The 12,729-nt window shown below is 49.1% G+C and carries 16 protein-coding genes and 1 tRNA gene; 16 read left to right on the top strand and 1 reads right to left on the bottom strand.

Annotation, left to right across the window (positions count from 1 at the left end; translation table 11 throughout):
- Positions 1–270: 270 nt before the first annotated feature.
- The 16 genes from ACJAYR_RS11450 (at position 271) to ACJAYR_RS11375 (ending at position 10,670) form a co-directional block, all read left to right on the top strand.
- On the top strand, positions 271–987 hold the full coding sequence (locus tag ACJAYR_RS11450; RefSeq protein WP_415236729.1) for a hypothetical protein: 717 nt from the start codon (positions 271–273) through the stop codon (positions 985–987).
- A gap of 48 nt (positions 988–1,035) precedes the next feature.
- Positions 1,036–1,383, top strand: a complete 348-nt coding sequence (locus ACJAYR_RS11445) for a hypothetical protein (RefSeq protein WP_415236728.1) — start codon at positions 1,036–1,038, stop codon at positions 1,381–1,383.
- Positions 1,384–1,620: 237 nt separating this feature from the next.
- The gene (locus tag ACJAYR_RS11440) at positions 1,621–2,019 is read left to right on the top strand and encodes a helix-turn-helix domain-containing protein (protein ID WP_415236727.1); all 399 of its coding nucleotides are present in this window, start codon (positions 1,621–1,623) and stop codon (positions 2,017–2,019) included.
- 105 nt (positions 2,020–2,124) lie between these two features.
- Positions 2,125–2,295 carry a hypothetical protein gene (locus tag ACJAYR_RS11435; RefSeq protein ID WP_415236726.1) on the top strand — a complete coding sequence of 57 codons (171 nt, stop codon included), beginning with the start codon at positions 2,125–2,127 and terminating at the stop codon, positions 2,293–2,295.
- A 95-nt stretch (positions 2,296–2,390) separates the two neighbouring features.
- On the top strand, positions 2,391–2,945 hold the full coding sequence (dcd, locus tag ACJAYR_RS11430) for a dCTP deaminase (RefSeq protein WP_169543172.1): 555 nt from the start codon (positions 2,391–2,393) through the stop codon (positions 2,943–2,945).
- 136 nt (positions 2,946–3,081) lie between these two features.
- Complete coding sequence (gene murA, locus ACJAYR_RS11425; RefSeq protein ID WP_415236725.1) at positions 3,082–4,371, top strand: UDP-N-acetylglucosamine 1-carboxyvinyltransferase; 1,290 nt, start codon at positions 3,082–3,084, stop codon at positions 4,369–4,371.
- 25 nt (positions 4,372–4,396) lie between these two features.
- The gene (locus tag ACJAYR_RS11420) at positions 4,397–4,843 is read left to right on the top strand and encodes a DUF2948 family protein (RefSeq protein WP_415236724.1); all 447 of its coding nucleotides are present in this window, start codon (positions 4,397–4,399) and stop codon (positions 4,841–4,843) included.
- A 66-nt stretch (positions 4,844–4,909) separates the two neighbouring features.
- The gene (gene hisG, locus ACJAYR_RS11415) at positions 4,910–5,572 is read left to right on the top strand and encodes an ATP phosphoribosyltransferase (protein WP_415236723.1); all 663 of its coding nucleotides are present in this window, start codon (positions 4,910–4,912) and stop codon (positions 5,570–5,572) included.
- Positions 5,562–6,863 (top strand): histidinol dehydrogenase, encoded by a 1,302-nt coding sequence (gene hisD, locus ACJAYR_RS11410; RefSeq protein ID WP_415236722.1) that lies wholly within the window; start codon positions 5,562–5,564, stop codon positions 6,861–6,863. The genes hisG and hisD overlap by 11 nt, the downstream gene beginning before the upstream one ends.
- Positions 6,864–6,883: 20 nt before the next feature.
- Positions 6,884–7,366, top strand: coding sequence for a UPF0262 family protein (locus ACJAYR_RS11405; protein WP_415236721.1), 483 nt, complete (start codon positions 6,884–6,886; stop codon positions 7,364–7,366).
- Between the two features lie 7 nt (positions 7,367–7,373).
- A complete protein-coding gene (locus tag ACJAYR_RS11400) occupies positions 7,374–7,841 on the top strand; it encodes a low molecular weight phosphatase family protein (RefSeq protein ID WP_415236720.1) in 468 nt (155 codons plus the stop codon).
- 132 nt (positions 7,842–7,973) lie between these two features.
- The gene (gene infA, locus ACJAYR_RS11395) at positions 7,974–8,192 is read left to right on the top strand and encodes a translation initiation factor IF-1 (protein WP_169543178.1); all 219 of its coding nucleotides are present in this window, start codon (positions 7,974–7,976) and stop codon (positions 8,190–8,192) included.
- A 42-nt stretch (positions 8,193–8,234) separates the two neighbouring features.
- Positions 8,235–8,879 (top strand): Maf family protein, encoded by a 645-nt coding sequence (locus ACJAYR_RS11390; RefSeq protein ID WP_415236745.1) that lies wholly within the window; start codon positions 8,235–8,237, stop codon positions 8,877–8,879.
- Positions 8,876–10,264: a ribonuclease E/G gene (locus ACJAYR_RS11385; RefSeq protein WP_415236719.1), complete on the top strand. Its 1,389-nt coding sequence runs from the start codon at positions 8,876–8,878 to the stop codon at positions 10,262–10,264. The genes ACJAYR_RS11390 and ACJAYR_RS11385 overlap by 4 nt, the downstream gene beginning before the upstream one ends.
- Positions 10,261–10,443, top strand: a complete 183-nt coding sequence (locus ACJAYR_RS11380; protein ID WP_415236718.1) for a DNA gyrase inhibitor YacG — start codon at positions 10,261–10,263, stop codon at positions 10,441–10,443. The genes ACJAYR_RS11385 and ACJAYR_RS11380 overlap by 4 nt, the downstream gene beginning before the upstream one ends.
- 151 nt (positions 10,444–10,594) lie before the next feature.
- Positions 10,595–10,670, top strand: a tRNA-Phe gene (locus tag ACJAYR_RS11375).
- 325 nt (positions 10,671–10,995) lie between these two features.
- Here the strand turns inward: ACJAYR_RS11375 and ACJAYR_RS11370 are convergent.
- Positions 10,996–12,642 (bottom strand): tetratricopeptide repeat protein, encoded by a 1,647-nt coding sequence (locus tag ACJAYR_RS11370; protein WP_415236717.1) that lies wholly within the window; start codon positions 12,640–12,642, stop codon positions 10,996–10,998.
- Positions 12,643–12,729 lie beyond the last annotated feature (87 nt).

Below are 12,729 nucleotides of genomic sequence, written 5' to 3'. Positions count from 1 at the left end.
ATAGAAATGGGCGCGCAACTACTCTCCTTATTCGGGCGAATATCGTATTTTTACAGCTCAAAATAATGCCGCTGCAAACGGATACATTGAAATACTCTAAATTATTCAATGCGTTATGAGAGAAGCAAAAAGAGCCCCAAGCAGAGTATATATTATTTTTTACTGAACAAATTGGTCATTGCCGCCTCTCTCATAACCGGTGGAAATGTCCTGATTACCAACTATGGCGGACCTTTGCGCCAACGGTTTAGATTACTGGAAAGATGATAGATGCCACTCGATCCGTTACATACCCGCACCTGGCAGGATGAAAACAGCCGCATTGAAGAGCATCAATTCACGACGGAAAGTGCCTCATTGATTTCCCCTGATATGGATGCGCTTATCAAGCATCTTTACCAAATCGGCGAGCTTACAACCATTGATGACATCAATTCCGTCGAAAATTTACGACACGGTTTCCCGAATATTCTTTTTCACCGCATTGATGTGAAAGACAACAACCCGCTCCGCTACAAGGTTCTGGAATACGACCCCAAGACCCGTATGGATAATTTTCAGGATCACACAGGTCTGGTTCTGGGACAGTGGGAAAACGAAATCGCCAAGGAAGCCATTATCCTTGCTTATTCAGCAACCGTAATGACCGGTTTGCCCCGCCTCGCCCTAACCACCAAGAGCACGCCGCAGAACAGGCGGAGCTACCTCCATTTGACTTGGCCCCTGCGCGAGAACGGCCAGATCACTCAGATTCTCGTTGCCGCTGTTTACGATAATCTCGTGATCCCGACGCGCAAGGGCGATGACGTCATCAAGACCCGTCCAGACAAAATAGGCTTTTCGTCGATCATTGGTCGGGGGAAAAAGCTCTGTTCCATCAAAACACAGGGCCGAATGACTATGCCCATAGACCCTGAACGTGAATCCATTTCCATGCAGGTCCGCAAGGTTATGACTGACGGTGAAATCAATGCCCTGGTCAATTGAAATTAGGGACACCAAGCGCGGCAAGATCCACGAAAGGCCTTCTTTGCGATGACTTTTTTTAACACAGAGGCCACCCCGATACAGGATGGATCCCCCCATGCGAACACCCTTGGGCAGCGCAAGTTTAAGGCGGCCATGGCGCGGATGATCAGACCAGACTTTGCCGGTGGCCATCATTTCAACGAAATCAGGGGTATCAAAGCGGCGGGCGGCGATGACGGCTACAACCTCCCGTTCGGCGGACGTAACTTCAATCCAGTAACTATTGGATTGATCGCAGTGCAAAGGATCAAAAGTAGGCATGACCACTTGATGGTCAGGGTCAAGTTTCTGGCGGGTTTCAGCCCATTGGTTCATATCAAAGCGGACGGCGTAGTTGTATCCGGCCCGATTTAGGACAGAGACCAAGGGACGCAGCATCGGAATGAGATTGCCAGATTTTATAAGGTCGCGACTATAAGTTGAATGAAACATATTAATTTCTCCTACATTAAAATGTTCGCATATGAATGATAGGGGAAGACAGCCCCTCTTGCTATCCGAAGCGATGTTGCAACGAGGTCGCAAACGACAGAAAACCGTCGTTTCGGGGGACTGACATTTAAGAGAGCAGCTATTGAGAGAGGATAGATTATGTCTAAAGTAGCAAAACGTGTCGGAGATCATGTGGGCGAACGCATCAGAACCAGACGGACCCAGCTAGGCCTGACCCAGCTTCAATTGGCAGAGGCTTTGAATATTTCCTATCAGCAGGTTCAGAAGTATGAAACGGGCGCAAACCGTATATCTGCTGGTCGCCTTTATGAGCTTTCAGTCAAGTTGCAGGTGGAAATTTCCTATTTCTTCGGTGATCTGCAAATTCAGGAAAGCACCCCCCCAATGGAGCATGGCGGAAAAGGTCGGGCAACCATCGAGCTTGTTCGAAATTATAACGAAATATCAGACCCTTCTGTCCGGGCATCGGTCAACAGCCTTATTCGGGCCCTCTCCGACCCGAACTCTTCTGAAATGCTGACCAAGGAGGCAATTTAAGGCGCCAAAACCTCAATTTGGCGACACCTCTCATCTCTGTTGTTGTCAATGTCCTGATTTAGCGATACTGAAGGACATTGACCGAAGCAGAGAAGACAGAAACAGATGACAGATAATCAGGATAAATCGTCCCAAAAGCAGAAATTGAAAGACGAAAAAGCTGACCGTCTGGCGGGCGCCTTGCGAGATAATCTGCGAAAACGCAAATCCTTGCAAAGGGGCCGCGGAGAACAAGCGCCGGATGCGATCAAAAACAAAAATAAACTCATCGATTAAAATTTCACCCCCAACAGGCAAGGTTATGCCTTGGCCCCTGCTCGAGTTATCTATAAGATGACCCAAATTTCGCACTAGTTCTGGAGAAAAGCTTAATGTCCATCCTGTCAGATAAATGGATCCGGTCTGCCGCACAAAATCAGAGAATGATCGAGCCATTTGTAGAAAGCCAGAAGCGGGAAGATATGATTTCCTATGGTCTGTCTTCTTATGGATATGACGCCCGCGTTTCCGATGAATTTAAAATATTCACCAATATTGATTCCGCGACAGTAGATCCAAAAGCGTTTTCCAATGACAGCTTCGTCGACCGGAAAACGGATGTTTGTGTTATTCCCCCCAATTCATTTGTTTTGGCACGAACTGTTGAATATTTCCGCATCCCACGGGATGTACTGGTTATTTGCCTTGGCAAATCAACGTATGCCCGGTGCGGTATTATCGTCAATGTGACCCCGCTCGAACCTGAATGGGAAGGGCATGTAACGCTGGAATTCTCTAACACAACACCTTTACCAGCCAAGATTTATGCCAACGAAGGCGCTTGCCAGTTCCTGTTCCTGAAAGGGAACGAGCCGTGCGAAGTGTCGTATAAAGATCGCGCTGGCAAATATATGGGCCAGGAAGGCGTGACCCTTCCGCGGCTTTAAATGCCCTAAGCTCGACATAATTGAGCGGCATAAGGACTTATAATCGAGGGGCGTGGTTTTCCAGGCTCCTTTTGCAATTCTATTAGATTAAGAATGGTGTCTGTTCGTTGACAGACAGCCTGGATTGAAGACAAGTATGGACAGTATTCGTATTCGTGGCGGGAAGCCCTTAAACGGTAAAATCGAGATTAGCGGCGCAAAAAATGCAGCCTTGCCCTTAATGGTCGCCTCCCTATTGACGGAAGAAACTGTAACACTCAGCAATTTGCCTCATGTTGCGGACATCTCGACGTTGATCAACCTGCTTTGCCAGCACGGCGCACAGGCCCATCTGAACGGTGAAAACGGCAACGGCAACGGCCGGGCAATTTCGCTTACTGCTGAAAAAATAACAAGCACAGAAGCCCCCTACGACATCGTACGCAAAATGCGGGCAGGCGCCTTGGTGCTGGGTCCATTGCTCGCCCGGATCGGCAAAGCAAAAGTCTCCCTGCCGGGTGGGTGTGCTATTGGAACCCGTCCCATGAACCTGCATCTTGATGGTTTGGAAGCAATGGGCGCGACAATCGACATTGTCGGCGGTTATATGGTTGCCGAAGCACCAAACGGATTAAAAGGGGCCGAGATCAGATTTGATACGGTGTCCGTGGGTGCAACAGAAGATCTTTTAATGGCGGCCTGCCTTGCTGATGGGGTCACCCTTCTTCAAAATGCCGCGAAAGAACCTGAAATTACCGATTTGATTCGCCTTTTGAAAGCAATGGGCGCCGAGATTGAAGGCGAAGGAACAAGTAATCTCACCGTTACCGGGAAAAAGGCCCTGCATGGCGCCCGTTATTCTGTCATGCCCGACCGCATTGAAACAGGCACCTATGCAATTGCAGCGGCAATCACAGGCGGGCGAATAGAACTGACCAATACCGACGCAGACCTGATAAGCTCTGTCCTCGAAATTCTTGAAGCCGCCGGCGCACAAATTCAGGTCACCGACGATGGCCTGATTGTGTCACGCGATCCAAAAGAGCCGATCAAGGGTGTGGACATCATGACCCAACCCTATCCGGGTTACCCAACAGATATGCAGGCCCAGATCATGGCATTAATGACCGTCTCTGCCGGCGCTTCCATGATCACAGAAACGATTTTCGAGAACCGCTTCATGCATGTTCCTGAACTTACCCGTCTGGGGGCAAACATCACAGTTCATGGTCATTCTGCGCTTGTGCGGGGGGTAAAAGAACTTGTCGGGGCACAGGTGATGGCGACCGACTTGCGCGCGTCAGTTTCATTGGTTCTGGCGGGCTTGGCCGCAGCCGGGGAAACCATTATTAATCGGGTTTACCATCTTGACCGTGGATATGAACGACTGGAAGAAAAATTAGCCGCTTGCGGCGCTGATATCGTAAGGTTACAAGCGGAACTATAGTCACAAGACAGGTCAGGATAATAGAGTGGCAGATGGACTAAAACTGAAAGCAGCTGAAATAGAAGATGTTTCTGTTATCTCGGCAGCGATTGAAGGAGCGATTACAAGCCCCGGAGAGCTCGGCTATTCCGCGATCAGCCGCACGCTCACCCTAACCGCCTCTCGTTTCATGTGGGAACAGTTCCAGAAGGCACCGGAAAATACTTTGCGCACCCGGTGTGGGTTGCTGTTCGGCGATGTATTGTCGGTAAAAGCACAAGGAATTTCCCCAGACCGCCCGACAGAAGTGCTCGAATTATTATCGCTTACCTGTATCCCCGGTGAGGATGGCAGCGCGATTGTAAATCTGATTTTCGCCGGGAATGCAGCCTTGCGACTTTCAGTAGAATGTATAGATATAGCCCTAACCGATGTTGGAGACCCTTGGGGAACCGACAAAATCCCGGACCATACTGAGACCGACACAGAATAGTCACCCTCAATATGATCAACCAGAATAAATTGCCGGGATCCCCGGATAAAGGAACGGAGCAAACACGTGTCTTCGAGTGAAGAGTTGGTAATCGCCCTGCCAAAGGGCCGAATTTTGAAAGAAGTAATGCCCTTGGTTCGCGCAACAGGAATTGAACCTGAAGCCGCCTTTGACGACCCGGCAAGCCGCCTCCTTCATTTCAAAACCAATCACCCAAACATTTCGATTATTCGGGTACGATCCTTTGATGTTGCAACCTTTGTTGCTTTTGGCGCCGCTCAACTTGGCGTTGCCGGTAATGACGTTTTGCTGGAACATAATTACCCTGAAATCTATGCTCCTGTTGATCTGGATATCGGACATTGTTATTTGGCTGTTGCGCAACCCAAAGACATGGAAGACGATAAGGACCCCAACCGATGGAGCCATGTTCGGATTGCAACAAAATACCCCAATCTGACACACCAGTATTTTTCTTCGCAAGGCATCCAGGCCGAATGTATCAAGCTGTCTGGGGCAATGGAACTTGCCCCGGGTCTGGGCTTATGCAAGCGCATTGTGGACCTGGTTTCTTCGGGGGCAACCTTGAAGGCAAATGGTCTGGTGGAAGTTGAAAAAATCCTCGACATCACGTCGCGTCTGGTTGTCAACCGCGCGGCATTGAAAACACGATCCGTTGAAATGAATGACTGGATCCAGAAATTCAGGACTGTGGTCGATGCCCGTTAAATTATCTGTTCAAGATCAGGATTTCGAAACCGCCTTTCAAAACCTGCTGTTTCAAAAACGCGAAACAGACGCCGATGTAAGCGCAATTGTCGCTGATATATTGGCGGACGTACGCGAAAATGGTGACAAAGCAGTCCTAGCTTATACAAACAAGTTTGATCGTTTGTCATTAACCTCTGCCGATGAGATCAGAGTCACCGACGCAGAAATCAAACAGGCCCTTGCGGGCTGCGACGCCCAAACACTGAATGCCCTGAAAATTGCGGCAGCTCGTATTGAAGCCTATCATCAGAAACAAAAACCGGATGATCTGTTTTATACGGACACCGACGGCATTCAGCTGGGTCACCGCTGGACGGCAATTGAGAATGTTGGCCTTTATGTTCCAGGCGGCCTCGCCACCTATCCGTCTTCTGTCTTGATGAACGCTATTCCGGCCAAAGTGGCGGGGGCAGAGCGCCTTGTCATGGTTGTTCCGACCCCTGATGGGGTAATCAATCCGCTTGTACTGGCAGCAGCTGATTTATGCGGTGTCACGGAAATCTATCGGATTGGTGGTGCACAGGCTGTCGCAGCCCTTGCCTATGGAACAGAAACAATTGCCCCGGTTGATAAGATTGTCGGCCCAGGAAATGCCTTCGTTGCAACCGCAAAAAAGCAGGTTTTTGGCACAGTCGGTATCGACATGATTGCTGGCCCATCTGAAATTCTGGTCGTTGCCGACGCTCAGAATGATCCCGCCTGGATTGCCGCTGACTTACTATCGCAGGCGGAGCATGATCCTGTTGCGCAAAGCATTTTGATTACAGACAATGCCGATTTTGCAAATTCGGTCGAGCAAGCGGTCACGCATACCTTGAAAACATTGTCACGCGGCGAAATAGCGGCAGCAAGCTGGGAAAATTACGGCGCAGTTATCGTTGTCAATTCGATGGACGATGCCGTACCTCTGGTCAACCGCATTGCACCGGAACATCTGGAACTGTGCGTTGATGATCCGGAAACCTACGCTAAAAATATCCGTCATGCAGGCGCTATTTTCATGGGTCGTTACACACCGGAGGCAATCGGTGATTATATTGCAGGCCCCAATCACGTTCTGCCAACCGCTAGGACAGCGCGTTTTTCGTCAGGCCTGTCAACCCTGGACTTTATGAAACGATCCTCATTGATTAAACTGGATGCTGACGGGCTTGGTAAAATAGGGCCCGATGCTGTCCGTCTGGCAAATTCAGAGGGGCTGGGTGCGCATGCGCTGTCGGTTGCTATCCGAATGAATAAGCCGACCTAACCTGGAAGAAAGTAGCTGCCATGTCATCAGATCATCAGCGTATCGTCAATATCACTCTGGATGAGAAATCCGTTATTCGACGTAGTCCCGATATCGAACATGAACAAAAGGTCGCTATTTTTGATCTGCTGGATCTGAACCAGTTTGCCATCTGTGAACAGGCGGAAACAGGTCCGTATTCGCTACATCTCAGCATTGAAGATAACCGCCTTATTTTTGATATCCGGGATGAAGGGGATACCCAAACCCTGCTTCGTCTCCCACTTCCGGTTATTTCATTTAAACGTGTGATCAAAGATTATTTTCATATCTGTGAAAGCTATTTTGATGCTATCAAAACGGCATCCCCCTCCAAGATTGAAGCCATTGATATGGGGCGCCGAGGCCTTCACAACGAAGGAACAGAGCTTCTTTTGGAACGCCTGAAGGGAAAGGTCGAAACCGATTTTGATACGGCGCGCCGCCTTTTCACACTGATTTGCGTCTTACATATTCGAGGGTGACATCACCATGGATACCGGAGCTTCTCCGGCCCCTTTGCTACAACCGACCAGCGTACTGTTCTCCTGCACCCACAACAGTATTCGTTCTCCTATGGCAGAAGTTATCGCAAAAAGCCTTTTTGGACAGAAGATTTTTGTTGATAGCGCAGGAGTGAGGGCAACTGAAATTGACGGATTTACCGTAGAGGTTCTGGATGAAATTGGTCTGGATGCCTCGGATCATCTCTCCAAAAATTTCGATGAACTGACGGATACCTCTTTTGACCTCATAATTGCCTTGTCCCCAGAAGCCAGGGCAAAAGCGGAAGAAATAACCAGGACGACGGCCTGTGAAGTAGAATACTGGCTGACACTGGACCCCTCAATTGCTGAAGGAAACCGTGAAATGCGGCTCAACGCCTACCGTCAGGTCCGCGATGATCTTTACCAACATATCAAATCACGCTTTGCAACTAATCCTGCCCCCCTTGTGTGAATTATGGTATACTAAAGTGTATTCGCAGCACTCTAAACACAGTTTTATGCGATAAAATCAAACTAAAGCTTGCATTTTTAGAGAAGGCGTCTCATTTTGCACGCAAGTTTCAACAACTGAATTAGGAAATTCATGGCTAAAGAAGAGCTTTTGGAGTTTGAAGGTACTGTAACGGAATGCTTACCCAACTCAACATTCCGCGTCAAACTTGACAATGATCACGAAGTGCTTGCCCACTCGGCAGGAAAGATACGCAAATTCCGTATCCGCATCATTCCCGGTGACCATGTTACCGTAGAAATGACACCATACGATCTGACCAAGGGCCGTATTAAGTTCCGTCACAAATAAACGTTTCGGAATTACGCGGAGACACGATTGGCTGAAATCGACATGACACGCCCTGCGACGCCCGTTGTCTCTGCACAGACCCGCCCGCTTTTGGTACTTGCCTCCGCATCACCTCGGAGAAAAGAACTACTTTCCCAAATTGGACTAGAACCGGACATTATTGATCCGGCTGATATTCCTGAAATTCCAATGCCGGCAGAAAAACCCCGGCATTTTGCAGGTCGGTTGGCTGTAGAAAAAGCCGCTGCCGTTGCTGAACGGCACAAAGGTGCCTTCGTTCTTGCCGCAGATACAGTGGTTGCTGTGGGACAGCGAATACTGGGAAAAGCATCAACTGAAACAGAAGCGCGCCGTTTTCTTTCTTTACTATCGGGTCGAAAGCACGCCGTTTTTACCGGCACCGCACTGGTTTTACCAAATGGAACTGTCCGCCAGAAAACCGTAAAAAGCACCGTCATTTTCAAACCATTGGATGAGCATGATATTCAAAGCTATTTGAAAAGCGGAGAATGGCAAGGCAAGGCCGGGGCTTATGCCATACAGGGTCTGGGCAGTATTTTCACCGCCAAAATCCAGGGTTCATATTCTAATATTGTTGGTCTTCCCCTGCATGAAGTCGCGATGATGCTGGCGGGAAATGGCTTTAACGTCTGGCGTCATTCAAGCTTGATGCCTAAAGGCGCATGACCGCCACCGTCCTTTTTGACGATAATGTACCGGGCTTACGCGCGGCGGTTGTTGACGGTGAAACCGTGAAGGACCTGTTTATCTTTCCCCAGGGGAAAAACTCTGAAATCGGGAATGTTTATCTTGGTCGAATTGCAACAACCTCTAGGGAGCTGGAGGCTGCATTTGTCGATTTAGGGGGCACAGCCCACGCTTTTCTAAAATTACGGGATATTCCTTCCAATATTCACCTACATGAAGGACTGAAACTAATTGTTCAGGTCATAAAGGAAGCCCACGACAACAAACCAAAACAAATCAGTGCGTTCATCCGACTGGAAGGGCAATTCTCTGTTTTTGCACCGAACGGCACGACGATTGCTTTTGCCAAACAGTTAAATGATCCTGCCTTTAGGGACGCGCTCATCCTCCAAGCTGAAGAGGCTGGCGTCTCTGGCGGGATAACAGTACGTTCTGCTGCCCGGAACCATCCAATCGACACCACCATCTCCGAAATTGTACATTTACAGGAGATCTGGCAGGCCGCCAATAAAGCCGCCAGGCAGGAGGCATCACCGCGTCTTCTTTTCAGCGGCGAGCCCCCGGAATGCCAAATTGCTAAAACAGCCGGTGGTTCAGACGCGCACCTGATCACAAACAGTACCCGGATATACAAAAACCTGAAGCAGATCTTTAGTGAAGTAACCCTCTGGAGCCACGCGGATCTTCTTTTTGATCACTTCAACATTGAAAGCCAGATTGACGACGCGCGCGAGGTTCGTCTTCCCCTTCCTTCTGGCGGTTCTGTGACAATTGAAAAAACCGAAGCGCTTATCGCGATCGACGTCAATTCCGGCGGAACGGCCACGTCAGCGCGCCAAACGGCTCACACTTTGGCTCTTCAAACAAATAAGGAAGCGGCTGCGTTGATCACCGCTCAATTGCGCCTTCGCAATTTGGCTGGAATTATCATCATTGATTTTATCCAGATGAACGATAAACAGGCCATTAGAACACTGACGCAGGACCTCAAAGAGCTTTGCCAGACGGACCCCAGCCCCGTTCGCGTAATTGGAATGGCAGAACTGGGTCTGATGCAATTGACACGTCAACGCAAAAACGCCGATCTGCAGACACTTCTTTCAAGCCCAGCAGATCAACGCCAATCAACCCCATCCTTTTTCACTGCAACAAATTTGATAAATGACCTGATGCGGTTTCGGCACAACGAGAAATCTGCCAGCCTGACAATCGTATGTAGCCCGCAAATCGCATCTTATCTGGCACTGACAAAAAAAGAGATTGAGGCCCATACGGCCCTTTCTGTAAAATGGACCGAAGACCCGAATTTAAAGGATGACGCCTATATCATCCGCAGTACTGCAAGAGATGAGATCAGATCGTGACACAGCGTAAAAAATCCGAAGGCAAATGCCCTCAATGCGGAAAAGAAACACTTCACAAATACCGACCCTTTTGCTCTTCCCGGTGTCAACAACTGGATCTGGGAAAGTGGTTTAACGAAAGTTATGTCATTCCCGGAGAAGAAGCCCTTTCCACCAATGACAATGAAGATGATTATTAATCCCGGACAACCCGGATAAGCAGACGAAAAGAGAAGATAAAAACGCGGCACAAACCTTTTTAAAAAATTTGTTTAAAGGGTATGGACAGCCCCGCGAATTTCTTCTATAACCCAGCTTCCTCGCAGGCACCAAGTCCTGCAAGCGAAGGATGCCCAGGTAGCTCAGTTGGTAGAGCAGCGGACTGAAAATCCGCGTGTCGGTGGTTCGAATCCGCCCCTGGGCACCACTTCTTTCCACATCTTCAAACTCTAGTTTGTTGTCACCGCCGGCTTTTTCAGATTTTCAATTAAATCGCTCTCAGTTTATTCCAACTGAAGAATTAAAGAATTTTGTCTAACCACAAGGCGCAAAACACACGGACCGGCCAAATTGAAGGCATGTACGAACGCCTAAAATTCTGCGTGTCAGCGTCCTGCCAAAGAAGTCTTGCAATAACGCTGGCGATCCCCCCAAATTATCAGAGCAAGCCTTATCGATCTGATCTGATCCTATAGCTGAACGACGGCTTCACATTTCTGCTTCCCCGCGGAAAAAGCATCAAACTTTACGGGTCAAGCGGCTTTAGGATTGTGCTTTCGGCAATAGCAAGACGCGCGGACCGGAACCGTTGTGCGGGCCATGGCCTGATCCAGCATCAACTTTATATGTTTGATTTCAACAGTCTCCCCGCGCCGGGCCAAGCATTCGTGAAGGCCGTGCAAACTCCAAACATTCCGGGGATGCTGGCAGGCCCGCGCCAGCGTATTATCAAGCCCCAGATCGGCACGATACAGGGCCTCCGCTTCTTCGAATTTACCTACCTCCATCAAAAGCGCCCCCAAGGCATGTCGTGTGGGCTGCATCCATCCCCATGGCTCATCATAAAGCAACCCGTCGTCAAGCTGGACTGACCGGCGCAAATGGTTGAGCCCCTCTTCAATATGCCCTGACTTGAAGGCGAGTTCCCCATCCATCATGGCTTTTCCGATTTCCAGGACATCCTGACTGGTATTGTTGAAGACCATCCGCCCCTCCTGCACCCGTTTCGCGGCTTCTATGGCCAATTGGCTTTCTTTTTCAGCTTCTTCAATTTGCCCCAGATTTGCAAGCGCGATGGTTCTCGCCTGCCGCATAGCGGTTGTCGTGTAGCTATAAAGATCCTGATCGTCGGGAAAGGGTTCTTCCAGGATCTCACGCCATTGCCCAAAGCGAACCATGACGTGAATTTTCTTGCCATAAAAAGATTCAAACAATTCCGGCATAAAACGGACGACATTTTCAGGCAACATTCTGATTAATTCTTCTGATGCCGCCAAGGCAACATCCGGCTGGCCCAAGAACATTGCGCCATATGCTTCAAAATGGACATTATGTATTCGGTAAAGCGTATAGAAATTTTCGGCGCCGGCGACGGCTTCATATTTTTGATCGACCTTCGCCGCCCGACTATTTCGATAGACGACATTCTGATATTCTCCACATAAAACATCGATATGCGTCGCCATATGAACCAAATGACCACTATCCGGGACGAGATCGACCAATCGGTCCCCGTGACGGAGGGCCTTTTCCGGCGTTGGCGACATTTCCATTAAATGAACATACATATGCAGCAGGCCAGGATGCTCCCATGCCCCGGATAATTCTGCAAAGGCTGTCTCAAGAACGGAACACGCCTCCAGCGTAGAAGCCCCTTCAGCAGGCTGACCGGTTGGCAAATCCCACAACAACCAAGGGGTTCTGTTCATCAGGGCTTCTGCAAAAATGGTCGCCACATCAAGATCATCCGGAAATTCGGTGTAAACTTTGCGCATGGCATCGGAAAATGCATCATTCCAAGGTGCATAATCCTCAATTTCCGGATCGGTCGGAAACCTGTCCGCAAGGGCCTCTATCAAGGCCGCCTCTACAGATGAAAGACTGTCCTGAAGTGCGGTTGCCCGATCAATCGCCTCATGAGCGCGCTTCAGAGTTTCAATACGCTCCTCTGGTTCAAAAAACTCCCACGGCTTGTTATAATTTGGGCCAATGGCATATGCGATCCCCCAGTAAGCCATTCCACAATTGGGATCACTGGCAACCGCCTGCTCAAAACACGTCGCAGCCGCTTCGTGGTTATATCCAAACAGCCAAACCAACCCTTCATCAAAAAAAGCCTTCGCTTTTGGTGATGCTGTTGTAATTTCACGTGAATATGAACCTAGATTAAAGTCAGTCACTGCAGCCCCCGTCTCTATGAGGACACACCCCATGGACATAATATCAGAATACACTCATGATAGGATCATGACACAGTCTTTATAAAC

This window comes from Sneathiella sp., from assembly GCF_047631475.1.
Lineage (GTDB): Bacteria > Pseudomonadota > Alphaproteobacteria > Sneathiellales > Sneathiellaceae > Sneathiella.
Note: the sequence above shows the minus strand (reverse complement) of the source record. Positions and strands in the feature narration are given on the sequence as shown.